This is a genomic window from Sphingomonas adhaesiva (assembly GCF_036946305.1).
GTDB classification, from domain to species: Bacteria; Pseudomonadota; Alphaproteobacteria; order Sphingomonadales; family Sphingomonadaceae; genus Sphingomonas; species Sphingomonas adhaesiva_B.
This window is the reverse complement of record NZ_JAQIJJ010000011.1, coordinates 19,406-39,657: the sequence shown is the minus strand read 5'-3', so window position 1 is coordinate 39,657 and position 20,252 is coordinate 19,406. Positions and strand designations below refer to the sequence as shown.

At 69.8% G+C, this 20,252-nt stretch carries 20 protein-coding genes; 12 read left to right on the top strand and 8 right to left on the bottom strand.

Going from position 1 to position 20,252, the window contains the following annotated elements:
* Nucleotides 1–7 precede the first annotated feature (7 nt).
* Genes PGN14_RS16235 through PGN14_RS16220 form a run of 4 tightly spaced genes read left to right on the top strand, consistent with a single transcriptional unit; the run spans nucleotide 8 to nucleotide 5,010 of the window.
* Entirely contained in the window at nucleotides 8–751 is a 744-nt protein-coding gene (locus tag PGN14_RS16235) for a polysaccharide biosynthesis/export family protein (RefSeq protein ID WP_335300623.1), read from the top strand.
* The gene (locus PGN14_RS16230; protein ID WP_335300622.1) at nucleotides 748–2,532 is read left to right on the top strand and encodes a hypothetical protein; all 1,785 of its coding nucleotides are present in this window, start codon (nucleotides 748–750) and stop codon (nucleotides 2,530–2,532) included. Before PGN14_RS16235 ends, PGN14_RS16230 begins: the two co-directional genes overlap by 4 nt.
* On the top strand, nucleotides 2,510–3,814 hold the full coding sequence (locus PGN14_RS16225) for an O-antigen ligase family protein (protein WP_335300621.1): 1,305 nt from the start codon (nucleotides 2,510–2,512) through the stop codon (nucleotides 3,812–3,814). Before PGN14_RS16230 ends, PGN14_RS16225 begins: the two co-directional genes overlap by 23 nt.
* A complete protein-coding gene (locus tag PGN14_RS16220) occupies nucleotides 3,811–5,010 on the top strand; it encodes a glycosyltransferase family 4 protein (protein ID WP_335300620.1) in 1,200 nt (399 codons plus the stop codon). Before PGN14_RS16225 ends, PGN14_RS16220 begins: the two co-directional genes overlap by 4 nt.
* Before the next feature lie 104 nt (nucleotides 5,011–5,114).
* Here the strand turns inward: PGN14_RS16220 and PGN14_RS16215 are convergent, their stop codons facing one another.
* The 8 genes from PGN14_RS16215 to secG form a co-directional block, all read right to left on the bottom strand.
* The gene (locus PGN14_RS16215; RefSeq protein WP_335300619.1) at nucleotides 5,115–6,008 is read right to left on the bottom strand and encodes a cupin-like domain-containing protein; all 894 of its coding nucleotides are present in this window, start codon (nucleotides 6,006–6,008) and stop codon (nucleotides 5,115–5,117) included.
* The gene (locus tag PGN14_RS16210) at nucleotides 6,005–7,078 is read right to left on the bottom strand and encodes a GNAT family N-acetyltransferase (protein ID WP_335300618.1); all 1,074 of its coding nucleotides are present in this window, start codon (nucleotides 7,076–7,078) and stop codon (nucleotides 6,005–6,007) included. The genes PGN14_RS16215 and PGN14_RS16210 overlap by 4 nt, the downstream gene beginning before the upstream one ends.
* A 219-nt stretch (nucleotides 7,079–7,297) precedes the next feature.
* Entirely contained in the window at nucleotides 7,298–7,846 is a 549-nt protein-coding gene (gene rpsI, locus PGN14_RS16205; RefSeq protein ID WP_335300617.1) for a 30S ribosomal protein S9, read from the bottom strand.
* On the bottom strand, nucleotides 7,846–8,325 hold the full coding sequence (gene rplM / locus PGN14_RS16200) for a 50S ribosomal protein L13 (protein ID WP_335300616.1): 480 nt from the start codon (nucleotides 8,323–8,325) through the stop codon (nucleotides 7,846–7,848). The genes rpsI and rplM overlap by 1 nt, the downstream gene beginning before the upstream one ends.
* A gap of 130 nt (nucleotides 8,326–8,455) precedes the next feature.
* Entirely contained in the window at nucleotides 8,456–9,238 is a 783-nt protein-coding gene (locus PGN14_RS16195) for a hypothetical protein (protein ID WP_335300615.1), read from the bottom strand.
* Nucleotides 9,238–10,278, bottom strand: coding sequence for a COX15/CtaA family protein (locus PGN14_RS16190; RefSeq protein WP_335300614.1), 1,041 nt, complete (start codon nucleotides 10,276–10,278; stop codon nucleotides 9,238–9,240). Before PGN14_RS16190 ends, PGN14_RS16195 begins: the two co-directional genes overlap by 1 nt.
* A 31-nt stretch (nucleotides 10,279–10,309) precedes the next feature.
* The gene (locus tag PGN14_RS16185; RefSeq protein WP_335300613.1) at nucleotides 10,310–11,944 is read right to left on the bottom strand and encodes a CTP synthase; all 1,635 of its coding nucleotides are present in this window, start codon (nucleotides 11,942–11,944) and stop codon (nucleotides 10,310–10,312) included.
* A gap of 85 nt (nucleotides 11,945–12,029) precedes the next feature.
* Nucleotides 12,030–12,383 (bottom strand): preprotein translocase subunit SecG, encoded by a 354-nt coding sequence (secG, locus tag PGN14_RS16180; protein WP_335300612.1) that lies wholly within the window; start codon nucleotides 12,381–12,383, stop codon nucleotides 12,030–12,032.
* A gap of 263 nt (nucleotides 12,384–12,646) precedes the next feature.
* On the opposite strand from secG, the gene PGN14_RS16175 reads away from it, so the two are divergent.
* The 8 genes from PGN14_RS16175 (at nucleotide 12,647) to eda (ending at nucleotide 20,144) form a co-directional block, all read left to right on the top strand.
* Nucleotides 12,647–12,970, top strand: a complete 324-nt coding sequence (locus PGN14_RS16175; RefSeq protein WP_335300611.1) for a MarR family transcriptional regulator — start codon at nucleotides 12,647–12,649, stop codon at nucleotides 12,968–12,970.
* A 52-nt stretch (nucleotides 12,971–13,022) separates the two neighbouring features.
* The gene (locus PGN14_RS16170) at nucleotides 13,023–13,274 is read left to right on the top strand and encodes an SH3 domain-containing protein (protein ID WP_335300610.1); all 252 of its coding nucleotides are present in this window, start codon (nucleotides 13,023–13,025) and stop codon (nucleotides 13,272–13,274) included.
* A complete protein-coding gene (gene argC, locus PGN14_RS16165; protein WP_335300609.1) occupies nucleotides 13,271–14,200 on the top strand; it encodes an N-acetyl-gamma-glutamyl-phosphate reductase in 930 nt (309 codons plus the stop codon). Before PGN14_RS16170 ends, argC begins: the two co-directional genes overlap by 4 nt.
* Nucleotides 14,201–14,223: 23 nt before the next feature.
* Nucleotides 14,224–15,687, top strand: a complete 1,464-nt coding sequence (gene zwf / locus PGN14_RS16160) for a glucose-6-phosphate dehydrogenase (protein WP_335300608.1) — start codon at nucleotides 14,224–14,226, stop codon at nucleotides 15,685–15,687.
* A 145-nt stretch (nucleotides 15,688–15,832) separates the two neighbouring features.
* Nucleotides 15,833–16,537, top strand: coding sequence for a 6-phosphogluconolactonase (pgl, locus tag PGN14_RS16155; protein ID WP_335300607.1), 705 nt, complete (start codon nucleotides 15,833–15,835; stop codon nucleotides 16,535–16,537).
* 70 nt (nucleotides 16,538–16,607) lie between these two features.
* Nucleotides 16,608–18,422, top strand: coding sequence for a phosphogluconate dehydratase (gene edd / locus PGN14_RS16150; protein WP_335300606.1), 1,815 nt, complete (start codon nucleotides 16,608–16,610; stop codon nucleotides 18,420–18,422).
* A 136-nt stretch (nucleotides 18,423–18,558) separates the two neighbouring features.
* Nucleotides 18,559–19,542 (top strand): glucokinase, encoded by a 984-nt coding sequence (gene glk / locus PGN14_RS16145; protein ID WP_335300605.1) that lies wholly within the window; start codon nucleotides 18,559–18,561, stop codon nucleotides 19,540–19,542.
* Nucleotides 19,539–20,144 carry a bifunctional 4-hydroxy-2-oxoglutarate aldolase/2-dehydro-3-deoxy-phosphogluconate aldolase gene (gene eda, locus PGN14_RS16140; protein WP_335300604.1) on the top strand — a complete coding sequence of 202 codons (606 nt, stop codon included), beginning with the start codon at nucleotides 19,539–19,541 and terminating at the stop codon, nucleotides 20,142–20,144. Before glk ends, eda begins: the two co-directional genes overlap by 4 nt.
* Nucleotides 20,145–20,252: the final 108 nt, after the last annotated feature.

Sequence of the window (20,252 nt, the reverse complement as noted above, 5' to 3'; positions counted from 1 at the left end):
CCGGCGCATGCGCCGCCTCCTGCCCTGCACGCTTCTTCTGGGCCTCGCCGCCTGCGCCGGCCCGGTCCGCTATGCGCCCGCACCCGAGATCGCGCTGACCCAGCCGTCACTCGATCTGGCGCGCGCGGCGTCGCGGATGGTGGAGGCGCGGCTCGATCAGGACGGCGATTTCCACGCCGGCGATCTCGTCCGCCTTACCTTTCCCTATACGCCCGCGCTCAACACCGATCAGCGTGTCGCGCTGTCGGGCGCGATCAGCCCGCCGTTGCTCGATCCGATGCCGATCCGCGGCCTGACCACCGCGATGCTCCAGACGCGGCTGCGCGCCGCCTACGCCGCGAAGCTCGCCCGGCCGGAGGTCTCCGTCGCGCTGCTCGAATACAATCGCCCCCCGCCCCCGCAGGAGATCTTCGTGCTGGGCGAGGTCGCGAAGCCCGGCAACTTCCCCTATCGCGACGGCACCACCCCGTTCGAGGGGATCGCGCGCGCCGGCGGCGGCAACCGCGACGCCGACCTGTCGCGCGTCGTCGCCCTCACCCCGATCGGCGATCGGCTGGAGGCGCGGATGCTGGACCTGTCGGCGACGCTCCACGGTGCGGCGACCCCGCTCGACTTCCTGCCGCCCTATACGATCCTGATCGTTCCCCCCACCGCGATCGCGCGCGATGTCGATCGCGCGCGGCAGATCCGCCAGATCATCGGCTTCAACGGCGTGAACGTCGGTTCCGCCATCACGCTCATCCAGCCGTGACCGGGATCGGCGCCACCTATCTGCGCATCGTGCTGTCGCGCTGGCGGCTGCTGCTGGCGATCGTCGCCGCCTGCACGCTCGCCGCCTGGGGCGTCAGCACCTTCTATCTCGCGACCAAGCCGAAGTTCGAGGCCGCGGCACGGCTCAACATCGTGCCCACTGCGGAGGAGCTGGGCTATGCCACCCGCTTCGTGCGCGGCTCCACCTTCGACGGCGGCGGCGTGCTGCTGGGCACCTATGGCGAGGTCGCGCACACGCGCCCCGTCGTCGCGCCGCTGGTCGATCGCTGGATCGCGGATCAGGCGCGCGCCGCCAACATGGACCAGCGCGCGTGGATCGCCGCGCATTCGCAGCCGAACCCCTTCTCCCCGTCGCGCCTCTGGGCGATCCTGAACTATGGCGAGGCGCCAGACGTCCCGTTGCGCGATCAGCTGATCGCCGCGCTCATCAAGGGCACCACGATCGAGACGGTCGAGGGCACCTATCTGCTCCAGCTGTCGGTGGAATGGGACGATCCCGCCTCCGCCGCCTGGTTCGCCAACGCGCTGTCCGATGCGATCATCGCGCATGCGATGCGCGATTCGCGCACCAGCGGGCAGCAACTCGCCGGCACGCTCGAACGGCGGCTCGATGCGAAGCGTGCCGCGCTCGCCGCGGCGCTGCGCCAGTCGCGCGACCTGAAATCCGCGATCGGCGTCGTCGATGTCGATCGCCAGAAACAATCGCTGCTGGAGGCGCGCCTGACCGAACAGGCGCAGCTGACCACCGATCGCGCGACGCTCGATTCGGCAAAGGGTCAGGTCGCGGCGCTACGCCGTCAGGCCGGCGGCAAGCTCTCCTCCGCGCAGGCGGTACTGGAACAGACGCTGGCGGTGGAGGCGCCGCGCGCCACCGGGCTGGAGCGCTCGGTCGCGATCCGACAGGCGCGCATCGGACAGCTCGATCGCCAGATCGCGGGGCTGGGCAGCTACGAGGATCGCATCAAGGCGCTCGACGATCAGGCCGCCGCGCTCCAGCAAGAGGTGACCGCGCTGACCGAACGCGTCAGCTTCAGCCAGACCGAGAACCTCGCCAACGGCCCGCGCATCCAGCTGATCGAGCGCGCCGTGCCGCCGCTGACGCGTAGCAGCCCGAAGATCTTCCTCAACAGCGCGCTGGGCTTCATCGCCGGCTGCGCGCTCGCCGCCTGCGCGCTGCTGCTGCTCGGCCCCGCCGCGCCGCGCGACGAGCGCATAGCGGAGGAAACGGCGCCGGAACCACGCGCCTCCGCGGAGGTCTATCCGATCCGCCCGCCGCAGGCACCGGCACCGTCCCCGCTGACGATGGGGCGCCCGATCGTCGCCGGCAACACCGCGCTGGCGAGCGCACCGGCCACCGTGCATCACCTGTTCCCGCACGCGTTGCCCGCCCCCGCCGACGGCACCACCTATGCCGCCGCGGAACTGGTCGCGGTCTCCACACTGCTCGAACCGTGGCTCGGCCCGATCCTCGCTTATGGCACGATCGCGGTCGGCGCCCTGGGCGACCCGCAGGCGGCGCAATGGCTGGCGCAGGTCGCACATGCGATGGTCCGCGATCGCGAACCGGCGCTGCGCATCGTCGACGCGAGCGCCCCCGACGCGGATTGGCCCACCGCCGGGCGCGCCTTCGTCTATCTCGGCGCGACCGATCACGATGCGCTGGCCCGCGTGCCGCACGACGCACACCTGCTGCTCGCCGCCGACGGGCCGTTGCCGGACGACCTTCCCGTCGCCGCTTATGTCGTTCGCTTCCACGGCTGACCGCCATCCCGCGGACATCGGCACGGCGGCGGCACAGGTCCGCGCGCTCGCGCTCGTCCCGCTGCTGGTCTATGCCGTCCTCACCCAGCTCGACGCGCTGGGCAACCGCCTTTCCGCGCATCTGCCGCTGGGCACCACCGAGCTGACGCTGGCTGCGATCGTCGCCGCCACGGTCGCGCTCCTGCTCCTCCCGCGCCACGACGCCGCGCCACGCGCGATGGGCGCACGCCTGATCGCCGCGCTCTATTGCTGGGCGGTGTTCTGCTGGACGCTCTCGCTGCATCGCGTCGAGGGGGCGACCTATCTCGGCAAGTTCGCGGTGGCGCTGGTGCCCGCCTTGTGCCTGTTCGTCATCGCCGACACGCCCGCCCGGCTGCGCGCCTTGCTGTGGGCGATCGTCGGCGCGGGTATCGTCTCGGCCGCGATCGTGCTGGTCGAACATCACACCCATGGCCGCATCCTCTCCACCTCGGTCGCGGCGACGACCGCGGGGTTCGAGGGCGTCGCGCGCTCCGCCGGTGGGTCGGACGAAAACCCCACCACCGCGGCGCAGATGCTGCTGGTGTCGGTACTGATCGCCACCGCCTGGCTGTTCTCCGGCGAGCGGCGCTGGCGCGTCCTGCTCGCCGGCGTCACCACACTGGGGATGCTGGCGCTGGTCTTCATGTCGGCGCGCAGCGCGCTGATCGGGTTTGCCGTGGGCGCGGGGCTGATCGCGCTCGGCTTCCGCCACCGCCGCTTCTTTCCGCTGCTGGTCGTCGGCGGCGTCGTCGCGATGCTCGCCGGCATTCCGTTCCTGCCGCCGACGCTGGTCGACCGCTTCACCGCCATCGCGGATTTCGGGCAGGACCAGACGCTCTATCGCCGCATCACCTATCTGCGCATCGGCTGGGACCTGATCCAGCAATCGCCGCTTTGGGGCGTGGGGCCGGGCAATTTCCCGCTCTATTACGTTACCGACGCCTATCGCTGGATGCCGGGACGCGAGCCGTTCCCGCGCGAGCTGCACAACACCTATCTCGATGCCGCAACCGAGCTGGGCGTGGTCGGCTTCCTCCTGTTCGCCGCCACGCTCGGCTATGCCCTGTGGTCGGCGCGGCGCGGTGCCGCCAGCCCCGATCCCGTCCTGCGCCGCACCGCGCGCGCCACCGGCGTCGCGCTCGCCGGGCTGATGGTCGCGTGCTTCTTCATGCCGCACAAGGACATGCGCTACCTTTGGCTGGTCGCCGCGATCGCGATGCAATGCGGGCGGCTGGCCCCACGCAAGGGAGAGGTCGCGTGAAGCTGGCCGTCATCGTCACCGAATTTCCCAAGTCGACCGAAACCTTCATCTACCGCGACCTCACCGCCTTCCTGGCCGCGGGCGTCGAGGTGCGGCTGTACCATGTCGCGCCCTATCGCCGTGGCCAGCCGCTCCACGGTTTCGCCGCCCCGCTGAAGGAACGCGTCCGCGCAATCGGCTTCTGGCAGCCGCGCGCGATGCTGCGCGCACTGCGCCCGGCGGTGCTGGGCGGCATCGCGCAGATGCTATGGGCCTATCGCCGCCACCCGCGGATCGCGGCCAAGTCGCTCGCGCTCGTTCCCAAGGCGCTGGCGATCGCCGCCGATGCGCAGGCCTGGGGCGCGACCCATGTCCATGCCGAATTCGCCGGCCACCCCGCCACCGCGGCCTGGCTGGGTCGCCGCGCGGGCGGGCTGCCCTATTCGGTCAGCTGTCGCGCGCACGACATCTTCCGCACGCAGGCATTGCTGGACCGCAAGCTGGGCGAGGCCGCCGCGGTGCGCACCGTCAGCGAGTTCGGACGCGATTTCCTGCGCCGCACCGTGCCCGTGCTCGCCGATCGCACGATCCACGTCATCCATTCCAGCGTCGACATCGCCCGGATCACCCCCGTCGCGACGCCGCCGGCCCGCGACCCCTTCCGCATCCTCTATGTCGGCGCGCTGGAGCCAAAGAAGGGCGTCTCGCATCTGCTCGACGCGCTGGCGCTGGCCGATCCGGACCTCGGCGACTGGACCTGCGACCTAATCGGCCATGGCCCCGATGCGGAGACGCTACAGGCCCGCGCCACCGCGCTCGGCCTGTCCGACCGCGTCCGCTTCCATGGCGCGCAGCCGTTCGAGACGGTGGCGGACGCCTATGCCCGCGCCAGCGTCTGCGTCGCCCCCAGCGTCATCGGCCCCGACGGGCGGCAGGAAGGCATCCCCAATGTGATGATCGAGGCGCTGGCCTATCAGCGCCCCGCGATCACCACCGCAATCTCCGGCATCCCCGAACTGATCCGCGACGGCGACACCGGCCTGCTGATCGCCCCCGGCGACCCGCTGGCGCTCGCCGCGGCGCTGCGACGGATCCACCGCGATCCCGCCGCCGCGCTGGCGATGGCGCGCAGAGGCCGCGCGCATGTCGAGGAGGAGTTCGACCTGGCAAAGAACGCACGACGCCAGCTGGCGCTCTTTCAAGCCCCTCCCATTTAGGGGAGGGGTTGGGGTGGGGGAAGTCTCACCGAGACTGCCGATTGTGGCTCATGACTGCCCCACCCCGACCCCTCCCCTAAAGAGGAGGGGCTTGACGTCGCACCTCAATACGCCGTCCGCCAGCGCGCGCTTCCCAGCAGCCGCCGCGCCGTCGCGGTCGCGCCCTTTACCGCGCGATGCGCCGCCACCTTCGCCGCGTCTGCGGCCGGACTCGCCCCCGGGGTCGCCGGCGTCCATCCCATTCGCCGCAGCCGCTGGTTGACGCGGTGCAGCCGCGCCTCGCCGTCGCTTTCGTCCGATCGCCAGGTGATGCTGAACGACACCGACCGCGTCGGCCCGTTCTGCACCCAGTGCGGCGCCTTCACCGGCACGTACACCGCCTCGCCCGGCGTCAGCACATGGTCCTGCGCCAGCGCGTCGAAGGCGGGGTCGTGCTTCATGTTGCGGTGCCGCCCGCCGCGGTGGAACGCCTCGTGCACCTCCGCCGGCACGATCGACAGGTCGCCGGCGGGATAAACGCGCATCGTCTTCGTGCCGGCGATCTGGAGCAGGATGTTATGCTCCGGATCCATGTGGAACGGCGTCACCGAATGCGGCGACGACAGGAAGATGAACGCCTCGCGCCGCCGGTACGGGCCGGTCCGCGGCACGGTCACCGGCGCCAGTTCGGCGAGGCACGCATCGATCAGCGCGGCATAGGCGGGGTCGGCATCGACCTTCTTCAACACCATCCAGCAGCCATTGTCGTCGATCGTCCGCACGATCTCCCCCACCGGCGTCGCCGCGCTGCGCACCGCCGCCGGGTCCTGATCCACCGCCAGATTGCCGAAGCTGTGCTCGACATGGCTCTCGGGCAGCCGCTCGGCGAGCGCCGCCAGCGCCTCCAGCGCGAACAGCGAATGGTCGTGCAGCCGGTGCCCGACCCGCGCCGCATCGCCCGGATAGGCGGCGGCGAACGCGTCCAGTCCATCGGGTGCGAAGCATCGCTGATCGGTCATGCCTGTTCCTCCCTCACCGCGCGGCGCCGCCGCCACCAGTCCATCCCGCGACACAGCCAGCGCGACGCCGCATCGTCGAACGGCACCGCCAGCGACACGATCCTGCGCCGCGCCGGCCACAGCCGGTCGATCATCGGATGCCCCGCCCGCGCGCAGCTATCGACCCGCGCCAGCCCGCGAACATCGAGCGCATGGTCCAGATACGCCATCTCGATCAGCACGCCCGGCGAGAAGTTCGCCCATGCCTCGTCATAGGCGATCTTCAGCTGGAACCCCTCGTCGCCGCTCTCCAGATTGGCGAGCATCGCGATGGTCGCATCGCCCACGCGCATACGGTGGAAATCCAGCGCGCCGCGCGCGTGCGCCTGCGTCAGGATCGCACGAAAACAACGGTCGGTGGCGGGATCGGCGGCTGCGGCAACGCCCTTGCGCCCCTTCCAGCCCGATGTTTCGAGCGCGAACAGCGTGTCGATCCACGCCGCCACCGGCGCATCCGGCGCCAGCCGCTCGAATTGGAGCGCGCCGCGCTCGCCCAGCCGCGCGCGCAGGCGGCGATGTTCCTTCAAAACCTTGCCGCGCACGTGCCGCGCCGCGTGTTCCGCCGCCGACAAGCCGCGATGCAGGACCGCCCGCTCGTAGCGCCGCGTGACGTAGGTTGCGGTCATGTCGGCCAGAATGCGGGTCGACGCGCTGTCCGCATCCAGCGCCGACAGCCGCAGATAGCGGCCGGGCTGCCGCGCCAGCACCGGCAGCGCCGCCTGCCAGAACGCGCGTTCCTGCCCCGCACGCACCAGCGGCTCGCCCAGCGCGCGCACGCGATGGTCCCAATTCTCGACGCACAGCGCCACGCGGCCCCGCTGCCGTGTCGCGATCGGCATCACACCGATCAGCGCATCACCGTCGCGCACCACCAGCAAGCGCGGCGTCGCCGCCTCCGGCAGATCGCGACACGCCGCCACGACATCGCGCCGATAGAAGGGATTGGCCGTGTCCGCCGCATCGGCCAGCCGATCCCACGCCCCCGCAACCGGCCCCCACGCCCCCTCGTCGATGATCGCAGCCGTCGCCATGCTGGCGGACTAGGCGCGAAAGCTCACCAATCGGTTCACATGTCGCCCTCCGTCACCCCGGACTTGATCGGTGCTTGTCCCATTCAGACAAGTACACCACCCCGGCAAAGGCAGGAGTAACGACACGACATACGAAAAGAGCGGCCCGTCGCCGGACCGCCCCTTCGTATTGACCGTGGCATGGCCCGGATCGCTCGCACGATCCCGGGCCACCCGCACTTAGCGCTTCGAGAACTGGAAGCTACGGCGTGCCTTGGCGCGGCCGTACTTCTTGCGCTCCACGACGCGCGGGTCGCGGGTCAGGAAGCCCGCGGCCTTCACCGGCGCGCGCAGCGTCGGCTCGTACTTGGTGATCGCCTGGCTGATGCCGTGCTTCACCGCGCCGGCCTGACCCGACAGGCCGCCGCCCTTGACGGTGCAGACGACGTCATACTGGCCCTCGCGCTCGGTGATGCCGAACACCTGGTTGATGACGAGGCGCAGCGTCGGACGCGCGAAATACACTTCCTGATCGCGACCGTTGATCGTGATCTTGCCTGAGCCCGGCTTCAGCCAGACGCGCGCGACGGCGTCCTTGCGGCGGCCGGTCGCATAGGCGCGGCCGTACTTGTCGAGCTCCTGCGCGCGCAGCGGCGCGCGCTGCACGGGCGCCTCGACCTCACCGGCCAGATAGGCGTCGGCGGAGGTGTCGGCCTGCTCGACCGCGGTCTCGCGCTGCTGCTGGAGCGCCGCGCCCAGGTCGGAGAGGGACTGGCGGTTGTCGGACATTATGCGCCCACCTTGTTCTTGCGGCTCATGGCCGCGATGTCGAGGACTTCGGGGTTCTGCGCTTCGTGCGGATGCTCCGCGCCGGCGAAGATGCGCAGGTTGCGCATCTGCTGACGGCCCAGCGGACCGCGCGGGATCATGCGCTCCACGGCCTTCTCCAGCACGCGCTCGGGGAAGCGGCCTTCCAGCACCTTGGCGGCGGTAATGCCCTTGATGCCGCCGGCATAGCCGGTGTGCTTGTAATAGATCTTGTCGGCCAGCTTGTTGCCGGTGAACCGCACCTTGTCCGCGTTGATGACGATGACATTGTCACCGCAATCGACGTGCGGGGTGAAGCTGGGCTTGTGCTTGCCGCGCAGCACGTTGGCGATCACCACCGCCGCACGCCCGACCACCAGGTCGGTCGCGTCGACGATGTGCCACTTCTTCTCCACCTCGTGCGGCTTGGCCGCCTTGGTGGTCTTCATCAGCGCCTTCATGGGGCCAGTGACCTTATATCCGCGTTCAAACGAAAAGACGCGCCATCCCGCCGGACGAGCGCGCCGCTGACGCCGCCAATGCCGATCGGCGCGTACAAAGTCAAGATTTCGGCGGCGTTGCTGACGGGTATTATGATACCGCAGGCTTGAGCGTCACGGTCACCTCGTTGCGCAGCACCCCGCCCGCCGCCGCGGTGGAGGTGCGCTTCTCGACCGTGTCGGACGCCAGCCCGGTGCGCCGGTCGACCGCGCGACGCCGGAACAGCGTCACCTCCGCCGCACCGTGTGCGGTATCGACCGTGCCGCTGGCATCGGTTTCCAGCACGATGCGATCGCCCTGCCGCGCGGTGCGCTCGGTCCCGGACAGCCAGCCGTTCCCCGACCCCGCCGCCGGCAGCGTCACCGCGCGCACGCCGGGTGCGCGCTCCGCCTCGTCCCCCGCCAGCACCGCCAACAGCGGCCCGGCGAGCGCCGCGTCGCGCTCCGCACCGCCGGTCGCATCGTGCAGCCGCAACGCCGCGCCGCGCGCCGCATCGGGCATCGGCCCCGCGATCACCGCGCGCAGTTTCGCCCAGGCACCATCGGCATCACGCACGCGCAACAGGTGCCCGCCGGCATCCAGCTCCACCGCGATCGGCGTCGACAGCGCGCGCACCAGCGCGACATAGCCCGCCTGCTCGCCCTTGCTGTCCTCGACGCGCGTCGGGTCGACCATCATCGTCGCCACATAGCCGCGCCCGGCGCGATCGAACCGCACGCGCCGCACCACGCGCAGCCGTCGTACCCCGCTGCCGTCGTCGCGCACCTCGACACGCTCCAGCGCCAGATCGCGTCCCAGCGGCGGGGCGAAGCGCGCCGAGGCGGGCATTGTCAGCAGCACGGCCGCAGGCAGCAGCCATAAGGCGAGCCGCATCAACGCCTCGCGCGGCCGACCGCATGTGCGGCGGTGACCGCCGCGATCAGCAGCAGCGCCGCATTGGCCTGGTGCGCGACCGCGATGACGATCTGCACGCCGCTCAGCAACGTCGCGATGCCCAGCAGGATTTGCACCGCGACCAGCGCGATCAGCGTCCCCGCCACGCCCTCCGCCCGCACTGCGCGCGCGCGCAGCGCCAGCCACACCAGCGCGCCGGCCGCGACGAAGGCGAGCCAGCGGTGAATGAACTGCACGACGATGGGATTGTCGATCGCGTTACTCCATGCCGGCGTCAGCATCGGCACGCCCGCGGGGAAGATCGCGTCACCCATCAGCGGCCAGCTGGAAAAGGCATAGCCCGCGTCCAGCCCGGCGGTGAACGCGCCGAACACGATCTGCACCGCCAGCGCGGCGAGCGCGAGCGCCGGCCCGGCGCGCAGCGGCGCGGGTCGCGCCAGCGGGTTCGCCGCCAACGCGGTCAGATCGCGCGCGGTCCACACGATCCCGGCCAGGATGAACAAGGCGGTGGACAGGTGCACCGCCAGCCGGATGTGGCTGACGTCGGTGCGCACCGACAGGCCCGACGCGACCATCCACCAGCCGATCGCGCCCTGCAACCCGCCCAGCGCGAGCAGCGCCACCAGCCGCCAGCCATAGCCGCGCGGAATGCTCCGCTTCGCCGCGAACCAGATCAACGGCAGCGCGAACGCCAGCCCGATCACGCGGCCGAGCAGCCGGTGGACATATTCCCAGAAGAAGATCGCCTTGAACCCGCCCAGCGTCATGCCGCGGTTCAGCTGCTGATATTCCGGGATCCGCTGGTAATTGGTGAACTCCGCCTGCCATTGCGCGTCGTTCAGCGGCGGAATGATGCCGCTGATCGGCTTCCACTGCGTGATCGACAGCCCCGATTCGGTCAGCCGGGTGATCCCGCCGACCACCACCATCGCCACGATCAGCGCGGCGACGACATGGAGCCAGCGCGCGATCGCGGCGGGGCGGGTGGTGACGGAAAAACCGGGACTGGGCTGAAGCATGAAGCCCTCTACTCCCGCCGCAACCGATTGCCTACACCAACCGGCTCTGCTTGACCGCCGCCTCGATGAAGCTGGCGAACAGCGGGTGCGGATCGAACGGCTTGCTCTTCAGCTCGGGGTGGAACTGCACGCCGACGAACCATGGATGGTCGGGGCGCTCGACGATCTCGGGCAACGTGCCGTCGGGCGACATGCCCGAAAACACCAGCCCGCCCTGCTCCAGCGCCTCGCGATACCGGGTGTTCACCTCGTAGCGGTGGCGATGCCGCTCGCTGATCGCGCCGCCGCCATAGATCGAGGAGACCACGCTGTTGCCGGCCAAAGCGGCGGGATAGGCACCCAGCCGCATCGTGCCGCCCAGATCGCCATTCTCCGCGCGCTGCTCCAGCCCGCGCTCGCTCATCCATTCGGTGATGAGGCCGACGACCGGCTCCTCGGTCGGGCCGAACTCCGTCGAGGACGCCGCCTTGATCCCGGCGAGGTCGCGCGCACCCTCGACGCACGCCATCTGCATCCCGAAACAAATGCCGAAATAGGGCACGCGCCGCTCGCGCGCGAAGCGGACCGAGGCGATCTTGCCCTCCGCGCCACGCGATCCGAACGCGCCCGGCACCAGAATGGCGTGGCACGGCTCCAGATGCGCCGCGATCTCCGCATCGTCGCCCTCGAACAGCTCGGCGTCGATCCAGCGGATGTTGACCTTCACGCGATTGGCGATCCCGCCATGAACCAGCGCCTCGTTGAGCGACTTGTAAGCGTCCTGCAGGCCGACATATTTGCCGACCACGCCGACCGTCACCTCGCCCTCCGGGTGCATCAGCCGCTCGACGATCTCTTCCCAGCGCGTCAGGTCGGGCGGCGACGACGGCGTGATGCCGAAGGCGCGCAGCACCTCCGAATCGAGCCCCTCGCCGTGATATTGCAGCGGCACCGCATAGATGCTCTTCGCATCCAGCGCGGGGATCACCGCGCTTTCGGGCACATTGCAGAACAGCGCGATCTTGGCGCGCTCCGATTCGGGCAGCGGCTGTTCGCAGCGGCACACCAGCACGTCGGGCTGCACGCCCAATGCGGCCAGTTCGCGCACCGAATGCTGCGTCGGCTTGGTCTTCAGTTCGCCCGCCGCGGCGATATAGGGCACCAAAGTGACGTGGATGCTGATCGCATTGCCGCGCCCCACCTCGTTCTTCAGCTGGCGGATTGCCTCGATGAACGGCAGCGACTCGATATCGCCCACCGTTCCGCCGATCTCGCACAGCACGAAATCGAGGTCGTCAGTCTCCGCCCTCGCGAATGCCTTGATCGCGTCGGTGACGTGCGGGATCACCTGTACCGTCGCGCCCAGATAGTCGCCGCGCCGCTCCCGCTCGATGATCGTCTTGTAGATCCGGCCCGAGGTGACGTTGTCCGACTGGCGCGCCGACACGCCGGTGAAGCGCTCGTAATGGCCAAGGTCGAGGTCCGTCTCCGCGCCGTCGTCGGTGACGTACACCTCGCCGTGCTGATACGGGCTCATCGTGCCCGGATCGACGTTCAGATAGGGATCGAACTTGCGGATCCGCACGCGATAGCCGCGCGCCTGGAGCAGCGCCGCGAGGCTCGCCGCCATGAGACCCTTGCCGAGCGAGGAAACCACGCCGCCGGTGATGAAGATATACCGCGCCATGGGACGCAACCCCTAACCGTTGAACACGAACAAGCGCAAGCGCGCGCGGCGACCCGCGCGCGACGAAGCGCCGATGAAAATGGGATCAGTTGGCGAGCGGGACGCCGTTGTCCGCCGGTGCCGGGGCGGGTGCGCCCTGCTGCGGCTGGGTCTGCACCGGCTGCGTCTGCGCTGCCGGCGCGCGCCGCTGGAGCGAGGTATCGACCGTGGTCGCGCTGCGGCTGGCCGCCAGGAAGGCGAGCAGCACGCTCATCGCGATGAACAGCCCCGCCAGCACGCCGGTGGCCCGCGTCAGGAAATCCGCCGCGCCGCGCGCCGACATCAGCCCCGACGGGCTGCCCGACGAGGTCAGCCCGCCGCCTTCCGAGCGCTGCATCAGGATCACGGTGACGAGGGCAGCCGCGATGATGGCCTGAACGACGAGCAGGAAGGTGAACATGACGCGCGCGGGATCCCAAGGCAAGAAAACGGCGCACGCACGACGGCCGTGCCCCGGACCCGCGCCACATAGGCGCGTGGGCGAAAAGGATCAACCGGGCGTGCCCCGGACCGCGCGCGGCAAAATCATGACAGGGCTGAAACCACTGGTGCCAGAGGGCGTTATCCCCCGCACAAAGCCGGAACGATCCGGTCGACCCAACGATCAGCATAAGGCGGGACGAGGACGTGTCAGCTCTTGCTCAGCCGGAATTGAATTCCTGGATGAAGGCGCTGGTGGATTACGTGCGCTCGGGCGAGCCCGATCTCACCAATCGCCAGATGGCGCTTCTCCTCGTCGTCTATCTGCGTCCGGGGCCGCATACGGTGCGGGGTCTGGCGCGGATCCTGAACGTGTCCAAACCGGTTGTGACGCGCGCCTTGAACAGGCTGGGCGCTCTCGGCTATCTGCGCCGCCAACGCGACGACAGCGACAAGCGCAACATCTTCGTCGCCCGCACATCCGAAGGGGCAGATTTTCTTGAGGAGTTCGGCCAGTTCATCGGCGACGGAGACGCGTCGCCACCGGCCCGCGCCGTCAACGCGTAGCGGATTCGCGCTTACCGGGCGGTCGCGCGCGCTCGATCCCCGCACCCATGCGGTGCGACCCGACATCGCCGACGTGCGCCTCGCCGATCAGGTGTTCGCGCCGCACTACGCCGCGCCCGTCCGCCGCACGCTGCGCGCCGACGCGGCGCTGCGCGAGGGGCGCGACGACGCCGCGCCGGTGATGGTAGAGCTGCGCGCGGGCGACGCCTTCGACCTGCTCGACGTCACCGGCGGCGTGGCCTGGGGCATTGCGATCGGCCCGGGGCTGGTCGGCTATCTCGACGCGGCATTGGTGGCGGCATGAGCATCCAGGTCTTCATCGACGGCGCGGTCGGCACCACCGGGCTGGAAATCCGCGAGCGGCTGTCGAACCGCGACGAGATTACGCTGGTCACGCTCGACGAGGCGCAGCGCAAGGATGCCGCGGCGCGTGCGCAGGCGCTCAATGCGGCCGACGTCGTCATCCTGTGCCTGCCCGACGATGCCGCGCGCGAGGCGGTGGCGATGATCGCCAACGACCGCACCCGCGTGATCGATGCCTCCACCGCGCATCGCGTCGCCGATGGCTGGACCTATGGCTTCGCGGAGCTGGACGAGGGTCAGGCGACGCGGATCGCGCATGCGCGCTTCGTCAGCAATCCGGGCTGCTACCCCACCGGCTTCCTGGCGCTGGTGGCGCCGCTGGTGCGCGCCGGGCTGGTCCCGGCCGACTGGCCGCTGACCGTCAACGCCATCTCCGGCTATTCGGGCGGTGGCAAGGCGCTGATCGAGCGGTTCGAGCAGGATGCGGGCCTCGCCTTCCGCGACTATGGCTTTTCGCTCGCGCACAAGCATATCCCGGAAATGCAGCAACATGCCGGCCTCGCTTATGCGCCGGTCTTCGCGCCGATGGTGACGCGCGCCTATCGCGGGATGATCGTCGAGGTGCCGCTGCCGCTCGCCGCCCTGCCGGCGCGCCCGACACGCGATGCGCTGCTCGATGCGCTGCGCAGCGCCTATGCCGGCAGCGCGCTGGTCCGCGTCCATGACGACATGCCCGACGAGCTGCTGATCGGCACCGACGATGCAGGCACCGACCGGCTCGACCTGCGCGTCTTTACCGATGCCGCGAACACGCAGGCACGCCTGGTCGCCACGCTCGACAATCTGGGCAAGGGCGCAGCGGGCGCGGCGGTGCAGAACCTGAACATCATGGCCGGGCTCGATCCCGTCGCCGGCCTCACCCTCTGACCTCTTTGGACTAGGAGACTCCGGTGGAGCGCAATCCTGTCGGCAAGCTGTTGTTGTTCGGCGCCACGGGCGATCTTGCCCGGCGGATGCTGTTGCCCTCGCTCTACGGCCTGCATGCCGACGGCCTGCTGCCCGAGGGATTGACGATCACCGGCTCAGCGCGCGGCGAGCTGGACGACGACGGGTTCCGCGACGAAGCGTCGAAGGCGCTCGACGAATTCCTGCCGGAGGACCGCAAGGACGCCGACAAGATCGCCTCCTTTCTCCAGCGACTCCAGTTCCAGCCCGCGGACCTGTCGGACGAAAGCACCTTCGCCCCGCTCGCCGAGAAGATCGGCGACGTGTCGGGCGGCCTCTCCATCTTCCTCTCCACCGCGCCCTCGCTGTTCGAGCCGGCGGTGAAGGGGCTGGAGAAGGTCGGCCTCGCCGGCCCCACCGTGCGCATCGGGCTGGAGAAGCCGCTCGGCTACGACCTCGCCTCGTCGAAGGAGATCAACGACACCGTCGCCGCGGTCTTCCCGGAGGAGCGGATCTTTCGCATCGACCATTATCTCGGCAAGGAGACGGTGCAGAACATCCTCGCGCTGCGTTTCGGCAATTCCTTCTTCGAGCCGGTATGGAACGCGCGCGGGATCGATAACGTCCAGATCACGGTGTCGGAAACGGTTGGTCTGGAGGATCGCGCCGGCTATTACGATGGCGCGGGCGCGCTGCGCGACATGGTGACCAACCATATCCTGCAACTGGTCGCGCTGATCGCGATGGAGCCCCCTGCCCGCTTCGACCCCACCGACATCCGCGACGAAAAGGCCAAGGTCTTCCGCTCGCTGCGCCGCATCGCGCCGGAGGAGGTGCCGCATTGCACCGTCACCGGCCAATATGTCGGCGGTGCGGTGAAGGGGGAAATCGTCAAGGGCTATGACGAGGAGCTGGGCCGCGACAGCGACACCGAGACGTTCGTCGCGATCAAGGCGCATGTCGACAACTGGCGCTGGCAGGGCGTGCCCTTCTACCTGCGCACGGGCAAGCGCATGCCGGTCCGCCGCAGCGAGATCGCGATCCAGTTCAAGCCGGTGCCGCATTCGATGTTCGCGGGGCGCGGCGGGCTGCTCCAGCCCAACATGCTCGTCATCCGCCTCCAGCCGGAGGAATATATCGAGCTGCTGGTGATGGCGAAGGAGCCGGGGCTCGACCGCGATGGCGTGCGCCTGCGCGAGGTTCCGCTGAAGCTGAGCCTCGACGCCGAATTCGCCGGCACGCGCCGCCGCATCGCCTACGAACGCCTGCTGCTCGACCTGATCGAGGGCGACCAGACATTGTTCGTCCGCCGCGACGAGGTGGAGGCGCAGTGGCTGTGGACCGACGCGATCCGCGCCGGCTGGAAGGCCAACGGCACCAAGCCCAGGCATTACCAATCCGGCACCTGGGGTCCGTCCGCCGCGATCGCGCTGACCGAGCGCGATGGCGTGACCTGGGTCGACGATTGACGCTAACGCCCTCTCCCCGACGAGGAGAGGGAGGGAGCCGCCGCAGGCGGCGGAAGGGTGAGGGGCGATGGGGCACCGTGCCCGAGCCTCACTCCCCCTCACCCCAGCCCTCTTCCCGCCGGGGAGAGGGAGCAAAGGACGAGACATGACCGAGATCGAATGGTGGGAATATGACGATGCCGCCGAGCTGGCCGATGCGGTCGCGGGCGACATCCAGTTCGTCATCGAAAGCGCGATCGACGCGCGCGGCTCCGCGGTGATCGCGCTGGCGGGCGGCAAGACCCCGCTGCCGGCCTATGAGCAGCTGGCCAAGGCCAAGCTCGACTGGAAGCGCGTCACGATCATCCCCGGCGACGAACGCATCGTGCCGCTGGGCGACGCGCTGTCGAACGTCACCGCACTGGGCAAGACCTTCATCCCCAAGGGCGCGCGCGTGATCCCGATCGTGCCCAAGGCGACCCCGGACTATAAGGCGGCGGGCCGCTCCGCCGACGCGCTGTTGCAGGATCTGCACTGGCCGCTCGACCTGTGCGTGCTCGGTGTCGGCGGCGACGGGCATACCGCCTCGATCTTCCCCGGTCCCGACTACGACGAGGCGCTCAACGGCCCCAAGGAGCGCCGCGCACTGGGCGTCATGCCCGATCCGCTGCCGCCCGAGGCGCCGGTCGCCCGCGTCACGCTCAGCCGCCAGGGCATCGTCACCGCGCGCGCGCTGCTGCTCGCGGTCACCGGCGATGCCAAGCGCAAGGTGATCGAGGATGCGATCAAGGAAGGCGCCGGCTCGCCCTATCCGATCGGACGCGTGCTGGCCGACGTGGAGCTGCCGGTCGACATTCACTGGGCGCCCTGACGATACGGAATACGTATGTTTCCGCGGGCGTCACCTTCGCGCCCGCACCGCCCCACGTTAAGGGAAGGCCATGAACCCCGCCGTCAGCGCCGTCACCGACCGCATCATCGAACGTTCACGCCCGTCGCGGCAGGCCTATCTCTCGCTGATCGGGCGCGAGCGCGATACGTGGGTCGGGCGGCCGCGGCTGGGCTGCGCCAATCTGGCGCACGCCTATGCCGGCACGCCCGAGGATCGCGCCGCGATGACGTCGCAGCATCAGGCGATGAACATCGGCATCGTCACCGCGTACAATGACATGTTGTCTGCGCACGCGGTCTATTACCGCTATCCGGAGCTGATGAAGGTCTGGGCGCGCGAGGTCGGCGCGACCGCGCAGGTCGCGGGCGGCGTACCCGCGATGTGCGACGGCGTGACGCAGGGCTATCCCGGCATGGAACTGTCGCTGTTCAGCCGTGACACGATCGCGCTGTCGACCGCGATCGCGCTCAGCCACGGCACGTTCGAGGGCGCGGCGCTGCTCGGCATCTGCGACAAGATCGTCCCCGGATTGCTGATGGGGGCGCTGCGGTTCGGCCATCTGCCGATGATCCTGATCCCGGGCGGCCCCATGCCATCCGGCCTGCCCAACAAGGCCAAGGCCGCGGTGCGCGAGCGCTTCGCCGAGGGGCAGGCAACGCGCGACGAACTGCTCGACGCGGAGATCCAGGCGTACCATTCGCAGGGCACCTGCACCTTCTACGGCACCGCCAATACCAACCAGATGATGATGGAGGTGATGGGCCTCCACATGCCCGGCGCCGCCTTCGTCAATCCGGGCACGAAGCTGCGCCAGGAACTGACCCGCGCCGCGGTCCATCGGCTGGCGCAGATCGGCACGCATGGCGACGATTATCGCCCGCTGGGGCATTGCGTCGACGAAAAGGCGATCGTCAACGCCGCGGTCGGGCTGCTCGCGACCGGTGGGTCGACCAACCACCTGCTCCACGTCCCCGCGATCGCGCGCGCGGCGGGGATCGTGATCGATTGGGAGGATTTCGATCGCCTGTCGGCCGCGGTGCCGCTGCTGGCGCGCGTCTATCCCAACGGCTCGGCCGATGTGAACGGGTTCGAGGCGGCGGGCGGGATGCCCTATGTCATCCGCGAATTGCTCGACGCCGGTTACCTGCACCGCGACATTCCCACCGTCGCGGGCGGCGACCTGACCGATTACGCGCGCAAGCCGGTGCTGGACGGCGACACGCTCACCTGGGCCGATCCCGGCGCCAGCGGCGACGACACGATCCTGCGCCCTGCCGCGACACCCTTTTCGCCCGATGGCGGGATGCGCATCCTGCAAGGCAATATCGGCCGCGCCTGCATCAAGGTGTCCGCGGTCGAGCGCGAACGTTGGGTGGTCGAGGCGCCCGCGCGCGTCTTCGCCGACCAGCTGGAGGTGCTCGACGCGTTCCGGAACGGCGAGCTGGAGCGCGACGTGGTGGTCGTCGTCCGCTTCCAGGGGCCGCGCGCCAACGGCATGCCCGAATTGCACAAGCTGACCCCGCCGCTGGGCGTGCTCCAGAACCGCGGGTTCAAGGTGGCGCTGGTGACGGACGGCCGCATGTCGGGCGCGAGCGGCAAGGTGCCGTGCGCGATCCATTGCTCGCCCGAAGCGCTCGGCGGCGGCGCGATCGGCCTGATCCGCGACGGCGACCTGATCCGGGTCGACGCGGTGTCGGGCACGCTCGACGCGCTGGTCGATGCCGCCGAATGGGCCGCGCGCGAGCAGGCCGCCGCCCCCGCCGCGGCGACGGGCATGGGTCGCGAATTGTTCGGCATGTTCCGCGGTCTGGCGGACGAGGCCGAAAAGGGCGCCAGCGCGATCCTGGCGGGCGCGGGATTGTAAGGACGATTAGCCCTCTCCCCTCCGGGGAGAGGGTTGGGAGAGGGGCAGTGGCGAAGGGGCGAACAGTCAACGCAGCACAGCGTTCGTGGTCGCCCATCACCCCAACCCTCTCCCCGGAGGGGAGAGGGAGTCGGTAATGCAGGTCGTTTCGGTAGATATCGGGGGCACCCACGCCCGCTTCGCCATCGCCGAGGTTGCCGGCGGCCGCGTCCAGTCGCTGGGTGAGCCGACCACGCTCAAGGTGGCCGAACATGCCAGCCTCCAGACCGCGTGGGAGGCCTATCGCGAGCAGCAGGGCGGCACCCTGCCCGCCGCCGCCGCGCTGTCCGTCGCCTCGCCGATCACCGGCGACGTCATCCGGCTGACCAACAATCCCTGGGTCATCCGCCCCTCGCTGATCCCCGAGCGGCTGGGCGCCGACGTCTATACGATCGTCAACGATTTCGCCGCGGTGGGCCATGCCGTCGCGCAGCTGCCGGCCGAGGATTTCGAGCATCTGTGCGGCCCCGACACCGCGCTGCCCGGGCAGGGCGTTACCACGGTCTGCGGCCCCGGCACCGGGCTGGGCGTGGCGCAGGTGTTCAAGCGCGACGGCGATTATTCGGTCCTCCCTACCGAGGGCGGGCATATGGACTATGCCCCGCTCGACGGGATCGAGGATGCGATTCTGAAGCGATTGCGCCGTACCTATACGCGCGTTTCCGCCGAGCGGATCGTCGCCGGGCCCGGCATCGTCGCGATCTACGAGACGCTGGCGGAGCTGGAAGGCCGCGCGGTGCGCCACATGGACGACAAGGCGATCTGGACCGAGGCGCTCGACGGCTCCGATTCGCTGGCGCTCGCCGCACTCGACCGCTTCTGCCTCGCGCTGGGCGCGGTCGCGGGCGATCTCGCGCTGGCGCATGGCGCGCACGGTGTCGTCATCGCCGGTGGCCTCGGGCTGCGCATCAAGGACAAATTGCTGCGCTCCGGCTTCGACCAGCGCTTCGTCGCCAAGGGCCGCTTCCAGCAGATGATGGCGAAGCTGCCCGTCAAGCTCATCACCCATCCCCAGCCCGGCCTCTTCGGGGCCGCCGCCGCCTTTGCCCAAGAACACCGCCAGACGGAGCACGCGCGTTGACCGATATCGCCACCATCATGCAGACCAGCCCGGTCATCCCGGTCCTGGTCATCAAGGACGCCGCGCAGGCGCGCCCGCTGGCCGAGGCGCTGGTCGCCGGCGGACTGAAGGTGCTGGAGGTGACGCTGCGCACCCCTGCCGCGCTCGACGCGATCCGCGAGATGAAGCAGGTGCCCGGCGCCATCGTCGGCGCCGGCACCGTGGTGACGAGGGAGCAGGTCGCCGAGGTGAAGGCCGCGGGCGCGGAGTTCATCGTCTCCCCCGGCCTGTCGCAGCCGCTGGGCGAGACGATCGCCGCGGCCGGCATCCCGTGGCTGCCCGGCATTGCGACCGCGGGCGACATCATGCGCGGGCTCGACATGGGGCTGACGCATTTCAAGTTCTTCCCCGCGGAGACCAGCGGCGGGGTGAAGGCGCTCAAGGCGCTCGCCGCGCCCTTCTATCAATGCCGCTTCTGCCCCACCGGCGGCATCACCGAGGCGAGCGCGCGCGACTGGCTGGCGCTCGACCCGGTGCTGTGCGTCGGCGGCAGCTGGGTGACCGAGGGCACGCTGCCCGAGATCGAGGCGCGCGCGCGCGCGGCGGTGGCGCTGCGGGGGTAAGTTTCCATTACAAGCCCCTCCCCTTCAGGGGAGGGGTTCGGGGTGGGGGAGGTCTCACAGAGACCTGCGCCTGTAACCCTTGACTGCCCCACCCCAACCCCTCCCCTG